The sequence below is a fragment of the Arthrobacter sp. FW306-06-A genome (assembly GCF_021870055.1).
In the GTDB taxonomy this organism is placed as follows: domain Bacteria; phylum Actinomycetota; class Actinomycetes; order Actinomycetales; family Micrococcaceae; genus Arthrobacter.
Genome location: NZ_CP084553.1, coordinates 103,578 through 123,710, shown reverse-complemented (window position 1 = coordinate 123,710; position 20,133 = coordinate 103,578). Strand labels below are relative to the sequence as shown.

Annotated in this window: 17 protein-coding genes and 2 pseudogenes; 9 read left to right on the top strand and 10 right to left on the bottom strand. The window is 62.5% G+C overall.

Annotation, left to right across the window (positions count from 1 at the left end; all coding sequences use genetic code 11):
• Positions 1-138: 138 nt before the first annotated feature.
• Complete coding sequence (locus LFT49_RS21710) at positions 139-855, top strand: SOS response-associated peptidase (RefSeq protein WP_272912574.1); 717 nt, start codon at positions 139-141, stop codon at positions 853-855.
• 9 nt (positions 856-864) lie between these two features.
• Positions 865-1,008: a hypothetical protein gene (locus LFT49_RS21705; RefSeq protein ID WP_237430650.1), complete on the top strand. Its 144-nt coding sequence runs from the start codon at positions 865-867 to the stop codon at positions 1,006-1,008.
• Here LFT49_RS21705 and LFT49_RS21700 read toward each other — a convergent pair.
• Positions 1,005-1,919: an ATP-dependent DNA ligase gene (locus LFT49_RS21700; protein WP_336886868.1), complete on the bottom strand. Its 915-nt coding sequence runs from the start codon at positions 1,917-1,919 to the stop codon at positions 1,005-1,007. The two genes, LFT49_RS21705 and LFT49_RS21700, sit on opposite strands and share 4 nt — an antisense overlap.
• Positions 1,920-2,395: 476 nt before the next feature.
• Here LFT49_RS21700 and LFT49_RS21695 point away from each other — a divergent pair, with 476 nt between their 5' ends.
• From LFT49_RS21695 to LFT49_RS21665, 7 genes are all read left to right on the top strand, one after another.
• On the top strand, positions 2,396-3,289 hold the full coding sequence (locus LFT49_RS21695) for a MurR/RpiR family transcriptional regulator (RefSeq protein WP_237430648.1): 894 nt from the start codon (positions 2,396-2,398) through the stop codon (positions 3,287-3,289).
• Between the two features lie 152 nt (positions 3,290-3,441).
• Positions 3,442-4,566, top strand: a complete 1,125-nt coding sequence (locus tag LFT49_RS21690; protein ID WP_236803029.1) for an ABC transporter ATP-binding protein — start codon at positions 3,442-3,444, stop codon at positions 4,564-4,566.
• Positions 4,567-4,631: 65 nt separating this feature from the next.
• A complete protein-coding gene (locus tag LFT49_RS21685) occupies positions 4,632-5,990 on the top strand; it encodes an ABC transporter substrate-binding protein (protein WP_237430647.1) in 1,359 nt (452 codons plus the stop codon).
• 25 nt (positions 5,991-6,015) lie between these two features.
• On the top strand, positions 6,016-6,804 hold the full coding sequence (locus LFT49_RS21680) for a tyrosine-protein phosphatase (protein WP_236803027.1): 789 nt from the start codon (positions 6,016-6,018) through the stop codon (positions 6,802-6,804).
• A gap of 16 nt (positions 6,805-6,820) precedes the next feature.
• Complete coding sequence (locus tag LFT49_RS21675; protein WP_237430646.1) at positions 6,821-7,777, top strand: phosphodiesterase; 957 nt, start codon at positions 6,821-6,823, stop codon at positions 7,775-7,777.
• Between the two features lie 35 nt (positions 7,778-7,812).
• A complete protein-coding gene (locus tag LFT49_RS21670; RefSeq protein ID WP_442863743.1) occupies positions 7,813-8,763 on the top strand; it encodes a carbohydrate ABC transporter permease in 951 nt (316 codons plus the stop codon).
• Between the two features lie 13 nt (positions 8,764-8,776).
• Positions 8,777-9,688, top strand: coding sequence for a carbohydrate ABC transporter permease (locus LFT49_RS21665; RefSeq protein WP_237430645.1), 912 nt, complete (start codon positions 8,777-8,779; stop codon positions 9,686-9,688).
• An 847-nt stretch (positions 9,689-10,535) separates the two neighbouring features.
• Here the strand turns inward: LFT49_RS21665 and LFT49_RS22770 are convergent.
• The 9 genes and pseudogenes from LFT49_RS22770 to LFT49_RS21625 all read right to left on the bottom strand — a co-directional run.
• Positions 10,536-10,769: pseudogene (locus LFT49_RS22770) on the bottom strand (hypothetical protein); the annotation flags it as partial.
• 29 nt (positions 10,770-10,798) lie between these two features.
• Positions 10,799-13,510: a tyrosine-type recombinase/integrase gene (locus LFT49_RS21660; protein WP_237430644.1), complete on the bottom strand. Its 2,712-nt coding sequence runs from the start codon at positions 13,508-13,510 to the stop codon at positions 10,799-10,801.
• Positions 13,507-14,700, bottom strand: a complete 1,194-nt coding sequence (locus tag LFT49_RS21655; protein ID WP_237430643.1) for a tyrosine-type recombinase/integrase — start codon at positions 14,698-14,700, stop codon at positions 13,507-13,509. Before LFT49_RS21655 ends, LFT49_RS21660 begins: the two co-directional genes overlap by 4 nt.
• A 49-nt stretch (positions 14,701-14,749) precedes the next feature.
• Positions 14,750-15,019 carry a hypothetical protein gene (locus LFT49_RS21650; protein WP_237430642.1) on the bottom strand — a complete coding sequence of 90 codons (270 nt, stop codon included), beginning with the start codon at positions 15,017-15,019 and terminating at the stop codon, positions 14,750-14,752.
• Between the two features lie 39 nt (positions 15,020-15,058).
• Positions 15,059-16,357: pseudogene (locus LFT49_RS21645) on the bottom strand (Y-family DNA polymerase).
• A gap of 8 nt (positions 16,358-16,365) precedes the next feature.
• Positions 16,366-16,797, bottom strand: a complete 432-nt coding sequence (locus LFT49_RS21640; protein WP_237430641.1) for a LexA family protein — start codon at positions 16,795-16,797, stop codon at positions 16,366-16,368.
• 411 nt (positions 16,798-17,208) lie between these two features.
• Positions 17,209-17,559: a hypothetical protein gene (locus LFT49_RS21635; protein ID WP_237430640.1), complete on the bottom strand. Its 351-nt coding sequence runs from the start codon at positions 17,557-17,559 to the stop codon at positions 17,209-17,211.
• A gap of 15 nt (positions 17,560-17,574) precedes the next feature.
• Positions 17,575-18,069 (bottom strand): hypothetical protein, encoded by a 495-nt coding sequence (locus tag LFT49_RS21630; RefSeq protein ID WP_237430639.1) that lies wholly within the window; start codon positions 18,067-18,069, stop codon positions 17,575-17,577.
• Between the two features lie 660 nt (positions 18,070-18,729).
• Entirely contained in the window at positions 18,730-19,908 is a 1,179-nt protein-coding gene (locus LFT49_RS21625) for an IS30 family transposase (protein WP_237430638.1), read from the bottom strand.
• Positions 19,909-20,133: the final 225 nt, after the last annotated feature.

The window sequence follows — 20,133 nt, the reverse complement described above, 5'->3', positions numbered from 1 at the left end:
TAAGGCTCTCCGCGATGATCGGCTGGAAACCAGCCGGAAGGCGTTGTCAGCAGGAAGCCAACCCTTGACCAACATTACCTGTGAGATTTTGCAATCCGAGAACGTCTAGCCTGAAGCCGTGTCAGGCAGAATAGCCTCATGTGCGGCAGATATGTCATGTCCAAAGCCACCGGAGATTTGCTCAGCCACTTTGAAGCCAAAGAAGTAGAGGGCACACCGCCCTCCTTAAGCTGGAACGTGGCACCCACCCAGGCTGTGCCGATCGTAGCCGAACGCCTGGATGAGGGCACGATCGACCGGCATCTGCTCATTGCCCGTTGGGGTCTGGTGCCGTCCTGGGCGAAGGACATCAAGATCGGTTCCAAGCTGATCAACGCCCGCAGCGAGAGCATCCTGGAGAAGCCGTCCTTCCGGAAGGCGGCAGTGAAGCGCCGGGCAATCGTACCTGCCGAGGGCTATTACGAGTGGCAGAAGACCGAGGACGGCAAGAAGATCCCCAACTACTTGTACTCGGAAAAGGAGCCGTTGCTGGGGTTCGCCGGCCTGTATGAGTGGTGGGCTGATCCCTCTTTGCCGGAGGATGACCCGGAAAGGTGGCTGCTCAGCTGCACAGTGCTGACCACGACCACGCAGGACGCCCTGGGGCACGTCCACGACAGATCCCCGGTGATCATCCCGCAGGGCCGCTTCGCGGAATGGCTCGACCCGGACCTGACGGATAAGAACGACATCCAGCACCTGCTGGATTCCCTGCCGGACCCGACCCTGATACCCCGGATCGTCAGCCCCAGGGTGAACAGCGTGCGCAACAACGGGCCGGAGCTTATCGAGCCCGCCGAACCTTCAGCGAAATAGACTCATGCGGTGATACTCACGGGCACTGTTACAAACCCGGACGGCAGCTACAACCACATCGAGGCCGAAAGCGACACCTACGAAGAAGCACGCGAAAACCTCTACGCGCTTCTGGAAGACGGCCAAAACCTTATAGCCATCCGCAAGGACTAACCCGCGTGAAGACGGCCCGGCAGGACGACATCGGCAGGGGATAGCTCCGGCCGAGCCCGGAGTATGCGCAAGGAATGCCTGAAGGACCGCCCGGACCAGGCAGTGTCGGCGGAGACCTCAACAACCACGGGTTCCACCAGAGTCAGCGCCACAGGCTCCTTGTCCCGATTGAACCTGTCCAGCGCCGTACCTTTCACAATCGCCGGCCAAGGATGCTCATCCTTCGGCGGCTGCAGCCAACGGGCCAGTTCCCGGCCTTCCCTCGCCTTCAGTGCTGTGGACCGGCCGACGATCCGCAGCTCGCCGTCCAGTATCAGACCGGCGACGACCTCGGAGGGTTGGGTGATCGACCCGATCACTGCGCCACAGATAATCTCCAGGGTTTCCCTGTGCTTGAGCTTCAACCAGGAACGGACACCGGGCGTGTAGGGCTGGTTCATTCCCTTAAGTACCAGTCCCTCGATACCTGTATGCGGCAGGTCTTCGAGCCACTGTTCGGCAACACTACGGTCCGTGGTGGCGGGGGAGAGGGACAGCGGCGGTTCCCAGCCCGTGGCTAGTTCTTCCAGGAGCGCCCGCCGGTCACTCAAAGGCAGATTCCTCGCGTCGTGCCCCGCGATGGACAAGACGTCGAAGGCAACATAATTGGCAGGCGCTGCCATGACCAGCCCGGGCAGGGTTTTTGGTCCTGCACCCAGGCGCTGCTGCAAGGCGTCGAAGTTCAGCCGGCCCTGGCTCCAGATCACGGCTTCGCCGTCGATCACACATCCCGGTGGGACGGCCGAAGCAACCGCAAAACAGAGTTCAGGGAAGTACCCAGTAAGTTCCTTCCCTTGCCGGGACCACAAGGTGGCGCCGTGGTCATCCCTGACTGCCACACATCTATACCCGTCCCACTTGGGCTCAAACATCAGGGCCCCGTGGGATGCGTCACCGCGGGGCATCGTGGTGATGGCGCGGGCCAGCGCGACTTTCACCGGCGGGGTAAGCCCAGCCGGTAACCCGGCTATGTGGTCCATGGCCCTACGCTACGCAGGGCTGGGATCAGTTGTCAGTGATTGCCTCCAGCAGCCACTGCTCAGACAGGGGATCGCGGCGCAGTTCGAAGGTCCGCAGCGGCGAGTCCGAGGTGTGGCGGATTATCTGCCCTAAGGGTAATGTTTGGCCTGTTCAGCGGCGAATCTCGATGTGAGCCACGTTCGGCACGAAAACGGAACGGAACGTGACCGCCTCCATCCCTGTCCACTGGCGTCAGCCCAACGCCGGCGTTCGGAGGGGAGGGGAGTGTGGCGGCGCGGGTGCTTTACGCCGCGGTGGGTCGCACGAGGCTGTTGCCAGTTGATACGAGGCGAGCTTGCTGTTCAAGTGGATCTGATATGAAGGCCCGATGAACCCGTACAAAGCGGAGCCACCAGTGGGCGGCTCCCGTGCCCACATCATGTCGATCTTTCCCTCGCTGGTGCCCAGCGAGCAGAGAGTGGCCCAATTCTGCCTGGACTCACCCGAAACCGTCGCCACAATGTCCGTGGCCGACCTTGTGGCGGTGACTGCAACATCGCCTGCCACCGTCGTGCGGGCCTGCAAGCGACTCGGCTTTGACGGCTTCCAGCATCTCCGGCAGGTCCTTTTGCGAGACCTGGGCGCGGCTGCACGAGATAACGCGGAGCTTGAAGGATGGGCAGCAACGGGGACTCCGGGCACCTCCGAGCACCTGGTCTCCGGGATCTTCTCCCGCGCCGCGCACGACATCCGGAGCGCCTTGGCTTCCCTCGACTTCGAGGCTTTCGCCGTGGCCGCGGATGCTATCCGGTCAGCCAACAGACTGCTCGTGGTGGCCAATGGCGCTTCGGTCGCCCCGGCGAAGTCCTTTGCCTTGCGGTGCCTTTCCACAGGAGTCGTGTGCGAGGCACCCGGGGACATCGTCTCGCAGCACATCACAGCCAAGCTCCTGAGCCAGGGGGATGTCTGCATCGCCGTCAGTGACAGTGGCCTGAACGGCTTCACCTTGGGCGGGGCCCGGATCGCCCTGGAACGAGGGGCCACCGTTATTGGAGTCACCAGCTACGCGAGGTCGGCGCTGTCGGAACTTTCGACGCACTCGCTGGTGGCCGGCGCCGAATTCCATCACTGGCAGGACCAGCTGCCCATCGGGAACATCGTGCAGATGCTGATTCTATCCGCGCTCCATGCCGCTGTTACTGGCAATTCTCCGGAGGTGGACCGGGCCCGCTCTGCCGTATTTGAGGAGGTCCTGCACATCGTCGGTGAAGAGCCCGAGTAGGCCACGTGCCTGAGGGAATCCAATGTTTTCCGCGGCCTCCCGCGAAGTTCGCCCATTGAGCACCACGAATTAATCTGCGGACTGCAACCTTCCTAGGTAAGACGTTTCCTAAACACATCGATTTAGGAAATATCGTTTCCCTGGAGGTGCTCGTGGGCCGACTAGTGCTCAACCAGCTTTCGCGTTCGTTCAAGGACGTGACGGCGGTAAAAAACGTTTCGCTCACCGTTGAAGACGGTGATTTCCTGGTCCTGCTCGGCCCCAGCGGCTGCGGCAAGACCACCCTGCTTCGAATGATCGCAGGACTGCTGGACCCGACGTCGGGAACGCTTGAGCTGGACGGCCGGGACATCACCACCGAGCCATCCAAGAAACGGGATTTGGCCATGGTGTTCCAGAGCTACGCCCTGTACCCGCACCTGAGTGTGGCCAAGAACCTTGCGTTTCCATTGAACGTACGGCGGGCTGACAAGCAGCTCGTCAAGGAGCGCGTTCAGGCTGTCGCCGAGATGGTGGAGATCGGACACCTTCTGGACCGCAAGCCCAGGGAGCTGTCAGGTGGGCAGCGCCAGCGCGTCGCCGTGGCCCGTGCTTTGGTCCGTGAGCCGAAGGCGTTCCTCATGGACGAGCCGTTGTCCAATCTCGACGCCAAGCTGCGGACGGCGACGCGCCAGGAGCTCGCCGGACTTCACCGGCGGCTAGGGGCGACCTTCATCTATGTCACGCACGATCAAGTGGAGGCTATGACCATGGCTACCAAGATCGCCCTGCTCAACGGCGGCCAGTTGGAACAGCTTGGCACGCCCGAAGAGCTGTACGACAAGCCGGCTTCCATCTTTGCCGCCGGTTTCCTGGGGTCCCCGGCAACCAACCTGCTCGACGCCGAATTGGGCACCAGTGATGGTTCGATCATCGTCATGGGGCCCTCGGTGGAAGCCGTGCTGTGGCCCGGTGCAACACCTCAGCGGGACATTGTGCTGGGCATCCGTCCCGAGCACCTCATGATCAATGCTCCCGGTTCGGCAGCTGCCGCGCCGAGCGCCGGAGCGGCGCTTCGCGGCGTCGTCGAACTGTCCGAAAACCTGGGCAGTGAGCAAGTGATCTATTGCCGCGTTGGCCCCAAGCGCGTGGCCGTCCGAGCCTCCCGGAGCGAGCACTGGGACACCGGCAGCGCCGTGGTCCTGAGTGCGGACGCCAACAGGCTGCACCTGTTTGACCGCGCCAGCGGGCGTCGCCTCGAATGGCAGCCCTCGTCGGTACCGGCACCCGTGGCCTAGGCAGCCACCAGCAAGATTCCAGACCCCCACCTACGCCCTTCCCTCCCCAACACCGAAGGAAAACCGTGCGAACTCTCCGTTCCCTTGCACTGACCATCATGGCCGGCACAGCCGCCCTGACCCTCGCCGCCTGTGGTGGCTCTACCGAGGCCAGCTCCGTGGCGGCCAAGATCCCCGAACTCACCGCCGACCAGCAGGTGGACATCACCTTTGAGAGCTACAACCTCGCCCAAGCCGGCGTTTGGACGGAAACCGTCAAAGGGTTAATCGCCGACTTCGAAAAGGAATACCCCAACATCCACGTGACGGCTCAGGCGCCCCAAGGCGGCGGAGCCGTAGGTTCCAACACAGTCAGCAGCGTCCAGACACAGTTGCTGGCCGGAAAAGCCCCCGACGTCGCGCAGCTCACCTTCGACTCGCTGGACTTCGCCGCCACCCAGCTTGGGGCGAACGCCATCAGCGAGCTGGTTGGACAGGATGCCGTGGATGCGCACCTCGACGGCGCACACCCCTTCCACGAGAAGGCGAAGACTCTCGCCAACTGGAACGGCAAGACCTATGGCATCCCCTACGTGTTCTCCACGCCCGTCCTGTTCTACAACGCAACCCAGCTGGAGGCGGCAGGCCTGCCTGCCGACGTCGATCTCTCCACTTGGGACAAGGTGCTGACCGTTGCCAAGGCAGTAACCGCCAAGACCGGCAAGCCTTCGCTTGACATCTCCTGCTCCGTCAAGGGCGGCAACTGGTGCATGCAGGGAGTCTTCAAGTCCAACGGCGCCGAGGTCCTCTCCGATGATCGCAAGACCATCGGTTTCGGTTCCGACGCCGCGGCGGACACCGTGGCCAAGCTCGCCGACCTGTACAAGGCCGGAGTGCTGCGCAACAGCGACTCAAGCAGCATGTACGAAGGGTTCGCGAAGGGCGAGACGGCTCTCCAGCTGACCACGTCCGCCATGCAGGGAATGTTCATGTCCAGCGCTGCCAAGTCAGGCTGGCAGCTCAAGGCCGCCAGTATGCCCGGCTTCGGCGACAAGCCCTCCGTTCCCACGAACTCCGGCTCAGCCCTCTTCATCCTCGGCCAAGATCCGGCGAAGCAGCGCGCATCCTGGGAACTCATCAAGTTCATGACCAGCGATCACGCCTACGAACAGATCTCCAGCAAGATCGGCTACCTTCCGCTGCGGACGTCGCTGACGCAACAGGGCGGTGCCCTCTATGACTGGGCCCAGAAGAACCCGCTCCTCGCTCCGAACCTCGCCCAGCTTGACCGCCTCCAGCCCTGGGTTTCCTACCCCGGAAACAGCTATGTGCAGGTGGACGACATCCTGGCCACAGCCATCGAGGACGTCGTGTACTACGGCAAGGACGCCAAGACCACCATGGCCGAGGCACAGCGCCGCGCTCAGGACCTTCTCCCGCGCTGACCTGCCTGTCCCGAAAGGAAACCCGTTGACTATCACCTCCGAGGACGCCATCCTCGATACCGCAAACCAGCCACTCGCCGTCGAGGGTACCTACAACTTCCGCAGCGCCGGCGGCTATGCCGCCAGCGGACGGACAGTTAGGGAAGGAAAGCTTTTCCGCTCGGACGGGCTGCACCAACTGACCGACGCCGGACGGGCGCACCTTGCGGAGTTGGGAATCCGCAGGGTGATTGACCTGCGGGACCGGACCGAATTGGAGCAGTCTCCCAGCCGCCTGGAAGGCCTCCCGATCGAATCCCGGCACAATCCCATCTTCGATTCCGGCAAGATACCCGGCGCCGCTGACTCAGTCACCCTGCAGGACATCTACGGATTGATGATCAGCCTTTACGCGCAGCGGTTGACCGATGCCGTCCGCTTGATTGCCGATTCCGGAGCCGATCCTGTCCTGGTGCACTGCACCGCGGGCAAGGACCGGACCGGCGTGGTGATCGCACTCGCCCTGCTTGCCGCTGGCGTCGACCGCGAGCACGTGATCCGCGATTACGCGGCCACCGAGGCCAACCTGGCCGGGGACTGGAGCGAAATGATGTTGGCCGCACTTGCCAAGCATCCAGGTCTCGAAGCCGTAGGCGAAAACCTGCGGGAGATCATCTCCGCCAGCCCCGCCGCTGTTCTGAGCACCACGCTGAACCTGGTGGAGGAAAGCTACGGCAGCGCCGAGGGCCTTCTCACCGCGCACGGTTTCAGTAACGCCGACCTTCAGCGCCTTCGTGACGTCCTCACAGTCCCCACCGTCCCCACCGCCCACTAGCACCAGGAGTAACGCCATGACGATCGAACCCCAGCACGCAGCCCCCGACCACTTCATCCTCCACATCAGCGACACCCATTTCGTCGCCGACAACGACCTCCTGCACGGCAGCGTGGACAGTGACGAGAACCTCCGCCAGCTGTTCCGCGACTTCGTCAAAGCCCAGGTCAAGCCGGAAGCCATGGTGTTCACCGGAGACCTCGCGGACACCGGACGCCCCGACGCCTATGTCCGCCTCCGCAAGATCGTGGAGCCCGTTGCCGAAGAATTCGGCGCCAAGATCATCTGGGTCATGGGTAACCACGACGAACGTGCCGCCTTCCGTGCCGGTCTTTTGGACTCGGACGCCGGACAGGAATCCGTAGACATGGTCCACGACGTCAACGGCCTGCGCATCATCGCCCTGGACTCAACCGTTCCGGGACTGCACCACGGCGAAATCTCCGATGAGCAGCTCGAGTGGCTTTCCGAGGTCCTGGCCACCCCTGCCCCGCACGGCACCCTGATCGCGCTGCACCACCCGCCGGTCCCCAGCCCCCTGGAAATCATGGCGATGGTGGAACTGCGCGAGCAGAGCCGGCTTGAAAAGGTCATCCAAGGCACGGACGTCCGCGGCATCCTCGCCGGCCACCTGCACTACTCAACCTTCTCCACCTTCGCCGGGGTTCCCGTCTCGGTCGCATCCGCCACCTGCTACACCCAGGACCTCAACGTTCCCCGAGACACGATACGGGGACAGAACGGCGCCCAGGCCTTCAACCTCGTCCACGTCTACCAGGACCGCCTGCTCAACTCCGTAGTCCCGATCGGCGAGTTCTCCAGCGTGTACACCGTCTCTGCAGGGCAGATGGCCGCATACCAGCAGATGTCCTTGGAGGAGGTCACTGAAGCAATGCGAGCGGACTACACCCCGGACGTCAAGGCTTCTGACGTGATCGCCGTGGAAGGCGAGCTCGCCGGGACCACCCGCTAATACGGAACTTCACGGGAAGAAGACAAACAGTGTTCATTGAAACCTCCGGGCCGGCAGCGGGCATCGCCCCTGCCGGCCCGGCCGGACGCCCGGTCCCCAGCCGTGCCGCCGGCCGCACATGGAACCCCTATTTCTACATCCTTCCGGCGGTCATCCTTCTTCTTGTCTGGACCTACTGGCCGCTTGGACAGACCGTCAACCTGTCCTTATACGACTGGAACTTGATCCCCACCAAGCCCAAGCAATTCGTGGGCGTCGAGAAGTACGCAAAGGTCTTGAGCCTGCCGGAACTGCATCAGGCGCTGCTGAACACCGGCCTCTACATCCTCGCGTTCCTGGGGATCTCCGTGGCCTTGCCGCTTGTCTTCGCGTTGCTGTCCCGCAAGGTCCAGGGCCGCGCCCGCACCGCCTACCAGGCGCTGATCTTCGTCCCGTTCCTCATCACACCGGTTGCCACCAGCGCTATCTGGCGTTGGCTCTTCGCACCCGAAGGAGGCACGATTCCGGCCATCGCAGCAGCCTTGGGCTCGCCGATGGGCAACGTGTTCCGTGACCCAGATGGCTCCATGACTGCTGTGATCGTGATTGTCGGCTGGCAAATGCTGGGCTTCGGGGTGCTGGTTGTTTCCGCAGGGCTGGCCGGCATAAGCCCCGACTACGCAGCGGCTGCCTCCATCGACGGCGCGAGTGGGCGGCAGATCACGTGGCGGATCATCATCCCGCTGCTCTCGCCCAGCCTCGTTTTCCTCAGCCTCATGACTATCCTGCTCTCTGCACAGTGGACTTACCCGATTATCGACCTCGTCACGCAGGGCGGTCCGGGGAATTCCTCCACCAACATCTACTACCTCCTGTACCAGTTCGGTTTCAGGAATTTCGACGCCGGACTGTCCTCCGCTGCTGGAACGCTTTTCTTCCTGGGATTCGGGCTCATCGCCCTGGTCTTCGTTGAGCTATCCGAGCGCCTTAGCTTCTACGACAATTAGTAAGGGAAACTTGATGGCCTTCATAACGATCGCCCCACCGGCGCAGCCCGGTCCTTTGAGCGCGGATTCCCCGGCTGCAGGCACCGGAAAGGACTCGGCACGGCACCGCCTGCCAGACTGGGTTGCCTGGTCCGTCGTCCCCAGCCACACTCTGTTGATCGTGCTGGCCCTGGCGTCGATCCTCCCGGTCTACTGGATGTTCGTCACCGCCTTCCGGCCCGCATCCGAAGCGCTCTCCACCAACCCGTTCCCCGGGCCGCTCAGCCTGGAGAACTTCCAGTACGTCCTGGGCACCATCCCCATTGCCGGCATGTTGGCGAACACCTTCGGTATGTCGCTGGCACTGGCAGTATCCCAGTTGCTGGTGGCCATCCTGGCCTCCTATGGCTTCGCGCGGTGGGACTTCATGGGCAAGAAGGTCCTGTACCTGTTGTTCGTCGGTTCATGGCTGGTGCCCTTCCAAGTCACCATGATCCCTAACTACCTGCTGGTCTCCCAGATGGGCCTGCTCAACACCGTCACCGGCGTGGTGCTGCCACAGCTTTGCTCGGCCTTTGCCGTGATGATGCTCCGGCAACACCTCGAGGCCTTCCCTAAAGACCTACTCGATGCCAGCCAAATGGACGGACGTTCCTCATGGCGGACCTTATGGGAAGTGGTGGTTCCCAACCTGCGGCCCGCACTGGCGGCCCTCGGTATCATGCTCTTCATCAGCGCCTGGAACGAGTACCTCTGGCCATCCCTCATCATGCAAAAATCGGACGCCCTCATCCAGGTGGGCATCCGTGGCTTCCTCGGCGCCGAAGGCAATAACTGGGGAGCGATCATGGCCGCATCCGCTTTGGCATGCCTGCCGATTTTCCTGATCTACATCTTCCTGCAGCGATATGTGGTGGACGCCTTTGTCCGATCCGGGCTCAAATAGGGCGACGCCGAGCATCAGGCTCCCCTGCCAGCCAGCTCTCGCCGACGATGTGAGTCTGCTGGGCGCCGGGGCCCGTTTTCGCTCGCGCAGCCGTCCTGGAACGGCACCTCGTCTGCGCGTTTGTGGACCCGGCAAGTTGGCTGCCGGAATGGGAGCCGGACCGCCAACGGACAGCTCTTTCGCTGGACCCGGCCATCAATAAAGAGGCCGACTTTCCGCCCATCCTTCTGCAACGAAGTTTGGAGATCCTGCTCGGGAAGCCCGGAGAGAGGTGATCCTTTCGCGCGCTGAACGCCGACGTTGCCAAGGCCCTCAGCCGCTTGGTGGACAACACGTGTGTATCGTTGCTCGTTGTGGGCGCTGACCGGACAGGATCCCTGGTATGGGCGGTCAGACTCCTTGAAGGGATTCGTTCCGCATCCCTGGCCCGCACTCAGCAGCGCCCCGTCCTCGTCGTCCCCGGCAACTGCCCGCCCGGCTCAAGGAGATCTGCGATCCCGAAGACCTGAGGGGCGGGGCGCTATGCAGGTCAGCCTGCTGGGCCCGGTTTAGCAGTGCGGTTGAGTTGAGCGATGAGCGATCGGTTGACACTGTGGGCGGCTTCAAGATCTGATGTCAGGCCCGCGAGCTCTTGTTGGAACCGATGGGTTTCCTGAGTCGCGTCGCTCGCTAGCCGGGAGAGCGCGGCGTTCTGGTCCGTCAATTCGTCAACACGGCGAGTTTGGGAGTGGGCATCCGTGCCATCGATCTGGTCCCCGAGCAGTTCAGAGATGCGCTGCTGACTTCTTCTGAGCTCGTGGCGGAGCCGCTGGTTCTCCTGGCGCAGGAGGTCACGTTCGACCTGTAGTGAAGTGGAGGAGGTGTTCCTCTCTCCTGGTGCGGAGCTCTGCCTGGCACCGCCGGTCTGGGCTTTCCTAACCGCTGTCATCAGGGGCTCCTGCCGCACAAGCCAAGTGCTGACACGGGCGCGGCGGGCAACCTCCGCGACTGTGATGGGCCTGCGCGCGCGTTCCATCGCCTCAATCGCGGCCAGCACTGCCTGTCTCTTAGCTTTGCTGTCCTTCCTTCGTTGTTGCACCATGGCCGCTGACTTGGGCGCTGACGCTGCGATCATGCGTCGTCCTCGTTCCGCTCCGGTCGGATCCGCAGGCTTCCGACCGGAATGAAGGGCTTTTCAATGGCAGTCGGTAGGGCTGTGCGGAGCCGGCGCAGCACGGCGGAGGCTTCCACAAGCGACTCGCGTTCGCTGTCGGGCAGGCCGGCCAGGCGCGATTCCTGTCCCCGGAGGAGGGTTGTGAAGGCTGCGATCTCGTTCTTGGTGTCCGTGATCAGTGACGGCCGTAGGTTTTGGGCGATCTGCCAAGCGAGGTCCTCTTTCATCCGTTCCAAATGTGCAATCAGGTCGGGCAGATGGGAGGGGTCAGACCGGAAGAACGTGCAGCTGCCGCACTGGAAGCGGGCAGGGCATGCCTTGCCAGCGGCTTTGATGTTGGTTGGTTCAGTGCAGTTGCCGAACGGCACGGCGACGGCGGCCATGGAGTACAGCTCTTCCGCGACTGGGGCGTGGGCGCCGTGAGTATCGAAGGAGAGCCTCTTTACGGACTCGATGGCTTTGCGCTTTCGTGCGTTGGTCACCGTGTAGTACTGCGCAGTTGTGTCGGCGGATCTGTGGTCCATGAGGCGGCGGAGGGTTTCCTGCGGGACTCCGGCGTCGGCCAGGCGTTGGCAGTAGGAGTGCCGGAACGCGTAGGCGAATACATCTGTTTTCCGGAAGGGGATGCCGGCTCCGGTTCCGTTCTTCGGGCCAGGCAGCTCGGGGAGCTGTTGATCGACCCAGTCGCGGAGCCGTTTGTTGAACCAGGCTGTCTTCAGGTGTTTGTCCCGGGCTCGGGGCCGGAACGTTGGAAAGAGCCATTCCTGCTGTCCGGCCGGTGCCCCCGCGGCGTGATGGTCCCGGATGGTGAACCAGGATTCCAGGGCCTGGGCGGTTTCCTCCCAGATGGGCAACCGCCGACCTCTGCGTCTTCCTTTGTCGTTGTGCCATAGCAGGGTGGCTTGGCCGGTGTTGTCGTAGCTGAGGCATTCACGGCGGAGGCCGGCCGTTTCGCCGGGCCGGCGTCCGGCATCACGAAGGAGGGTCATATAGCAGGTGAACGCTGCTTTGTATACTTCGTTGGGGGCAGCGGCTGATGCCGGGTTAGAGACCTGTGCTGTGGGCAACTGCTCGAAGAGGTACTCGATGACGGGTTCGGGAACTGCTCGGCCGGTCTCATCGTCGGAGTCTGCCCCTGGGCTGTCCCCGATGGGGATCCGCAGGTCGTAGTCGAGGGCGAAGGAGAGGCTGGTGTGTTCGAACAGGTCCGAGTTTTTTCGGGCGTAGTCGATCATGCCGGTCAGCGTCGATCCAAGGAACCGTTTGTAGCTGCTGGACAGGGGCTGCCCGTCGAGCCGGGTCATGCCCGCCAGGGCCTGTGCCAGCACTTTGCCGTGGTCCCGGGTCAGTTCGGAGGCGTTAGTTGGCGGGGGGAGGTTCCGCACCGTACATTGGACGACGAAATCGGTGCAGAGCCGTGCGACGTGAGTGATCAGGGTCGTCGGGGAGGTTTCCGTGGTGGATCGTTCCAGGATCCACAGCTTGGCCATTTGCCGCGCCCACTCCAGTCTGATGGGCCGGAAATCCAGGGCCGCCATGGAACGTGTGGATGCACGCCGGTTGGACGAGGTCGTCAGCAGCCCGAACGGGACGAGGTCGGATTGAAGAAGATCACCGTTGGTCGACCAGGGGACGTAGCGTTCCAGCAGCCTGGCACGCACGACCCTGAACATGGACCAGGCGTTGACGGAACGCAGGAGGCGGCCCTCTGTGAGGGCTCGGCTGTCGGCGTTCAGGAAGGATGTCGTGGCAGGCGGGAACTCCAGCGCCGAGGCCATGAGGGCCCTGGTCGTGACGATATTGATTGGGAAACCAAGGCCGTCCTGATGCTGCAGGGACCACAGCAGCTCCGTGGCCAGTCCCGCGTGCCGCCGTTGCAGCGGGCCAAGGTCGAGCCTGTACCCGCCAGGCCTGGGTACAGGGGCGTGGATTTCCCGGTAGCCGTCAGGTTCCAGGGAAACGACGGCTTCCCGTTCGAGGTGCAGGGCCAGTTCGCCCTGGTCTTTGATCAGTTGTGCGTGCAGCCTGCAGATGCCCAGCTGGTTGGCCGGGTGACGTTTGTACCCGCACCAAGGAACTGCGCAGTATTCCGGCGGTGCAACCGGCCTCGTGGCTTGTGATGCGATCCATGCCTCAATGTCCTCGACTGTCCCGTGGGGCTGGTGGCCCAGGCACAGCGGAGGAAGCCGGTCCTTCTGCTGGTGCCATCGCTTGGGATTCCCCTCCGTCGCGGCCATCAGAGGCACTCCGAGGCCCTTACTGCGGTTGGTGCAGTTCGTGACCGAGCACAGGATCGGGACGACACGGGATGCCCAATTCGTGGCCTGCAGCTCAACCGCCCCGTTGATCCAGGCCTCGGCACTCATGGCACCCATGCGTTTGGTGTGCCGACTGTGCCGGCCGGTGCAGACATTGCACAGCTCGCTGCGGCGTGTGAATGAGGGGCCATGGCAGCCGGGGAACCTGCAGCGGTTCACGAGTGTGCCCAGGTGGCCCGGGGTACCGGTGAAGACCCAGGCCGCACCGTCCCATTCACCGGGCCGCCAATCAGCCGGGATTTCCCGGGCAAGGATGTTCTGGAAAGCCGAAAGGTCCACGGCCGGGTCAACAGGCTCCGCCGGAGCCGGGACCGGATCAAGTTTGGAGGCGGTCGATGGTCCAATACTCATGAGGGCCTCGGCGTACCGAACCTGACGCCTTCGATGGCGTCGCGGAGGTCCTGGTCGGTGGCGTGCTCGTACATGAACTGGGAGGTGGCGCTGCGGTGCCCGAGCAGTTCCTGAACGTCCCGCGCCGGAACGCCGGCACGCTTCCAGCGGGTGGCCGCCGTGTGTCTTGTCATGTGCGGGTTCACACGGAGCCCCGTACGGCCCGAAGTCCGGTAGAACATTTTTACGGCGTTGGAGTACTTCAGCGCCTCCCCGGCGTAGGCCCGGGAATACAGATTAACGAAGACCATCGGGCTGGGATCATGGGTTAATCGGTCGATGCGGTCCTCCAAGTATAGGTAGTACAGAGTGCACACAGCCTCGGTGACCGGGACGGTGCGAGGCTTCGAGGATTTGGACAGGGCGGCATTGGGGTTCTGCCGCCGCCGAATGTGGATGTGCGGCCCGGCTGACGAGCACTTGAGGGCGCGGGAGTCATGAAACAGATGCAGATCCTCTGTCCTCAACCCCAACGCTTCACCGATTCGGACTCCTGTCTCGAGCATCAGCGCCACCAGGAAATGGTCACGACGGTTCGCGATGGACCCCAGCAATGACTCCACAGCGGGCTCATCGATCAGCTTCGGTGCTTCTTCGACTTCCTTCACCCGTACCGCTCGGGCCTTGGAAATCTGGCCAGGCAGGAGCCGGTCACCGGAAAAGCCGTAGGCGATCCTGGTCTCGTAGAAACCTCCGGCCGTCTTTTCGCTGATCAGATCACTGCGGGCCGCCCACATGTAGAACTGCGTTATTGCCGCGGCGTACTGGTTCACAGTCTTCCCGCTCCGGTAGCGCGGCTCACGGTACTCCCCGCTCCCGCTCGGAGCGGACAACGCTGAGACGGCGAGCTCCCGGATGAACCGGGAGACCACCGGAATCCCGTCCGTCCAGTCCAATCGGGCGGGGCCAAGCCAGGTGAAGAACGCGGCAAGACGCTGCGCGTACGCACGAATGGTATTGGTCGAGCGGGCAGAACCCAGCAGGTAATGCAGGTAGGGGCTGGCCTCAGGATGCAGCTCGTAGGTGGAGGAATCCACCACTGTCCACGACGGGCCACCAGTCTTGTGGATGACCCTGAAGGCAATCCAGTGCCGTGAAATCGGGAAGTTCGGGTGGTTAGTCGACGGAAGCGGAATCGGGGACTGGGCCATGCGAACGTACCTCGTCAAGGGTAGATAATCCGTGCGTTCCGAGACGACCCTAGTTCAGAACACACGTGGCTGGGAACCCCACCAGAGGGTAGATAAGGCGGACCTGTACGCGCCAGTGTTCAATGTCCACGACGTTGCCGACGCCCACGGACACGCTCCGGCGGGTTTCCCACCATGAGTCCCGAGTAAACCAGTGCATCGGCTCGGCCGCCACAGCCCAAATCTGGCCGTCGTAGCGGACGGCCAGTGGTGTGCCGGCGGTGGTGAACCGGACGTCCACCGGGGCGTTGAAGGTGGGAGCTTCTGGGGTGATGGTCATGTGCTTGTTGTCTTTCTGGGTGGTGCAGAGAGCAGCCGGTTAGGCGGCTTTGACGAGGGGGAGTTCGTCCCAGTGGGTGGTGTATCTGGGGGAGAGCATGTCGCGTTTCATGGTCCAGTCAGGCCCGCCCCGGATCCCGCCGTGACCAAGGCCAATGGACCCGCGGCCATACCGGCGCGTGACGTCTTCAAGCAGGGTTCCGATGTGGCGTTCCTCGTGAGGGTTCTCAAACAGTGACAGCGGTGCCTGGTTCCCGGTAGGACGCAGGTCGGTGACCATAATCCCGGCCCTGGCGTAGCGGACGCCCTCGACAATCCGGGGCAGGAGCGCGTGACCGGCTTTAGTCAGGATCACCGGGTCAGCGGTCGGCATCGGCATCGGCACACACACGGAGGGGTAGGAAGTGTCGTTGGGGTTGAAGTGCGAGGTACCGGCGAACGCGGTGAGGACCTTGGCTTGAAGCCCGTGCTTGGCCAGCCGCGCCGATGCCTGTTGCCCGTACACGCTCATGACCTGCCGGATCCCGGCGGCCGTGGTGATGGGTTTGGCGAAGGAGCGGGAAAAGATCAGCTGGTCCCGCCCAATCCGTTCCTCCTCCATGGGGATGCAGGGCGTGCCTTGCAGTTCCAGGACGGTGCGCATCATCACCACGTTGAACTTGTCCCGGATAGCGACCGGGTCGGCCCGGACCAGGTCGGCGATGGTGAAGATGCCCATCACGTTCAGCCGCCTGGTCAGCCGCCCGGCGATGCCCCATACTTCCTCCACGGACAGCCGGCCCAACAACGCCTCCCGCTCCGCGGCAGGCACGGAGTCCCAGTGGCACACCCCGGCGAAGGCCTTGTTGTTCTTCGCCCACTTGTTGGCCAGCTTCGCCAGGGTCTTCGTCGGCGCGATCCCGACACAGACCGGCACTCCGACGTTCCGCCGGACCGCCGCCTTCATGGACCTGCCCAATGCCAGCAGCTCGGCGGGGGTGCCTTTGACACCGAGGAAGGCCTCGTCGATGCTGTAGACCTCCAGCCAGGCCGAGTACCGGCCCAGCAGCTCCATCACCCGGGCGCTGATGTCCCCGTACAGCTCGTAGTTGCTGGACAACGCGACCAGGCCTCATTCCTTCGCCCGTGGGGCGAGCTTGAACCAGGGCTCACCCATGCCGATGCCCAAGGCTTTGGCTTCGGGGGAGCGGGTCACCGCGCACCCGTCATTGTTGGACAGCACGATCACCGGCCTGTCCTCCAGGGAAGGGTCGAACGCCCGCTCCGCGGAGGCGTAGAAGCAGTTCACGTCCACGTGCGCGATCTGCGGCATCCGCCGCATCAACGCCGGCTTAGACATCACCGGGCCTAAACGTGATGGAGGCATCGGATAGTAACGCCCCAGATCGTCAGGTCGGACAGGGCCGGCACTTCGATGTCAGGGTAGGCAGGGTTCTCTGCCTGCAGGACCACGCCCGTGGGAGTGATGCGCAGCCGCTTGATGGTCAGCTCCCCGTCCAAGACCGCGACGACCACACACCCGTCGTGCGGTTCCAGCGCCCGGTTGACGATCAGTTCGTCCCCGTCGCTGATGCCCGCACCTTCCATCGATTCCCCGGACACCCGCACGACGTAGGTGCTGGTGATGTCCTTGATCAGGTGTGCGTTCAGGTCAATCCGGCCGTCAAAGTAGTCCTGCGCCGGCGACGGAAAGCCCGCCGCCACCGACACCAGAGAGACCAGCACCGACAACAAAGAAACGCCCGCGTCTATCACACGGGGACCGACGATAACGCCCACGACACACCTTTTTTCGAATATATGTTCGAGTAGTTACTGAGTGTACTCCGGGGGCCGGACATTCGTGCATGAGCGGGTTTCGGGAGGCTAAGCCGGGGCGGGTTGTACACAATGGGGACAGGGCGGTTTCTCATGGACGTTGCAACAGGGGGTTGCCTTGAACATACCTGCTGATTCGGGGATCGAATACCAGTACTACTCTCGGGTGTGAGGGTGGCCCTTCGGGCGCCGTCACCGGGTAATTTTGCAGGCGAGTCTTGTGGGATGAGTAAGACTCATTGGCCTTCTCCAGGAATCCCTGCTCTGAAACGGCCCGTGGGGGACCGGCTTACGGGCTGGGTGGAGCGAACGAGGACAGCGCTCTGATGCAGGTACTAGCCTCTCGAAATCTCGGACATTAGGAATCGGAAGCTAGCTGGACTCATTGTTCCTCAGGATTTGCAAGACCTCGCTCGGAGGCTCAGGGATCCGGCGGTCCTTGGGAACGCCCACCCAGACAACCCCGTGTTGATCAGGACGGCTGGCGGCACGACCAATTGGCTCGGCCATGTTTATGGCCACATCACGTGCAAAGCCCTCAACGGTGCCATCCGCCGCCTCTGAGTGAAATGCGAGCCGACGTCCCAGCACCACCGTGGGGTCAATAGTGCGGCGATACACACCCCAGACCGTAGCCGGCCCGTCCTGCCAGTAACCGAGAATATTCACCTCATCCGCCCAGTAGCGATCAATTTCCCTAACGATGTGTCCAGCTAAATCCATAGATCCTCGTCCTAGTCAGACTTCAGCGCAAGCACCCCTAGGTACCGAGGGGTGTCCGAACAGGACGAAATTGGTGCCATCATCCTCAAGAACCGACACGTAGCTCGGACCGAAGAGAGAGACTACTGATTCGCAGATGGCGATCGCGCTCTTGGCCTCCTCGCCACCGTCAGCGCCGCGAGGATCCACGAGGCTGGTTTCGATGCGAATCCTGCCCGCTTCGGTTTCGGTTACGGATTTGATTTTGCCCAACCATGGCGCGTTCTTCTTTGCTGTCTTGAAGTCGGCAGTCTTGTCCCGGCCATTTGCGCTGGGAATGGAGTCAGGTGGTGCAGCAGCCTGACTGGCTCCCGTCCGAGCCGGCGAAGCAGCATTTGATGCCTTCTGCGGATCGGAAGTCGAGCAGCCACAGAGTAGTGTAATAACAGCAACTCCAACCAAACCGGAAACCGGGAGAAAAGTTCTCTTGGCATATGATGGCGCTGCATTCTTCGGATTGTTCCGTTGCATGTTTTTGTCCCCCAATTTTTGCAACCGCTATAAGCGGTGCTCGCGCCTTTAGCATCGCACCTGGACACCAGTCCGGGAAGGTTTCCAACACGCGGAAGCCACTTCTGCCCTCAACACACCGAAGATCTCACTTGCCCGACTCCCAGTGGCGGATCCTTTAGCCGACGTCCTCAGTTAAAGGTGACCTGAACGGGCTTGAACCTGAAAGGCCCCCCACATCCAACTCCGAAGGGATGTTCTCCGGTGGATTCAGTTTCTACTGGCAGTTCAACCGCGGTTTGGCCGCCAACCGCAGCTGCGGCCTCAACGTGGATCGAAGTCACGCTTACAGGCGCGATCAGGTAAGGCGCGGATTGGGGCACTAGCCACTTCCGCTCATCATTCTGTGCCACCGGCTCAGGCACGCACCCTTCCCCAAAACAAGCCGCAACCGACGCCGGCGCGGAGGAAAACACTAACTCCACGGGACCCGTATAGGCATAACCAATGGCTGGGCACACACGGGGAACACGGGACACGCCGCCAATCACAGCAATGACTGCCAAGACTGCGACAACGCTGTCGACTGCAAGGAGTAGTGCCCACCGACGCTTCATGGAGTGAGACTAGCGCTCGACGGGACAAGCTTCGAGCAGCGGGGCGTTTGGGTAAAGGATCTCCTTACGAGACGGAGGAACCGGATCCTGCCAACTTGGCCGCCGCGGCGTGATAAGTCGCGAACTTGGCGGATGCGCTGGACCAATTCAGCACAGATCTGGGGCGGCTGTTGATCTCCGCCGCGGCGAAGAGTACATCCGCCGGTTTGATGGTGCTTAGGTCATCTCCCTTCCGAAAGTACTGACGAAGTAGGCCGTTGGCGTTCTCGTTTGATGCGCGCTGCCAGGGACTGGCCGGATCGCAGAAGTAGACCAGCGTCCCCAGCGCAGCTGTGACCTCGGCGTGCTTGGCCATCTCTGATCCCCGGTCCCACGTCAACGTCCTCCGCAAGGTAGCCGGCATGACACCGAGCACTTCGATGAGCTGGTCCCGCATGTTGTCGGATCTGCTCCCTGGACGGAGAACGAAAGCGACGAGGAGTCGAGAAGAGCGTTCAACCAGCGTCACTATCGCTGATTTGTTTCCCTTCCCCATGATGAGGTCACCCTCCCAATGGCCAGCTTCCTCTCTGGTGGCAATGTGGGCTGGGCGGTCTCCGATCTTCAAAGCATCAGTAATGTACTGGCGTGGCTTCACCTTGGTCCTGGACCTGGGTCGCCTGCTGAACTTACCCGAACGCAGCAGGCGAGCAGACCCCGCCGGAACGGGGCGGATGCTCAGTTGGTAGAGCGCACGGTAGATCGTTTCATGAGCCAGGTGCCGGTGCTTTTCTCCAGGAAACCGTTCCCTCAGGGCCTGGGAGACCTGCTGAGGGCTCCACCGCTTCGATAGACAGGCCACGACGTAGTCCCTGAGCTCATCATCCCCAGCAAGCTTTGCCAGCCTGGGTCGTGGCCTTCTCTTCTGTGCCATTTGCTGGGCGCGGAACGGATGATAGCGACGAGAGTCCGGTCGGTTTCTGGCCAGCTCTCTGCTGATTGTGGAGGGTGGCCGGCCGAGATCGCGGGCGATAGATCGAAGGCTCGCTTTAGCCAGCAACCGGTCGGCAATGAAGATGCGTTCGTTCTCTGACAAATAGCGGCTGGAGACGGTTGAGGCCGGAACCGCTTTATCAGGTCTCGGGTCCAAGCCCTGCTGCACCAGACCCTCGACCCCGTTGCGTCCATGCAACCAACGCCTGCCCGTGTTTTTGTGGATTCCAAGAATCCTGCATGCTGCCGAGTTGGAGTGGCCTTCTTTCATGAGCTGAACGTACAAGGGCTTCTTCTCAACCAAGCCCTCTGGGCCCATTTTCCGCGATCGGCGCGTCGAACTGCGCATGATCCAACACCTCTTTCAGATTGGTGTTGCGACGTTCGTGAGAAGCTGCCCAGCTTTGAGGTGTGCGAAGGGCTCCACCTGCCCGCCAGTATGCACAACCCGCCGCACCGGACATGGAGTCTGGTCACCTGGGTGCCCGGTCTTATC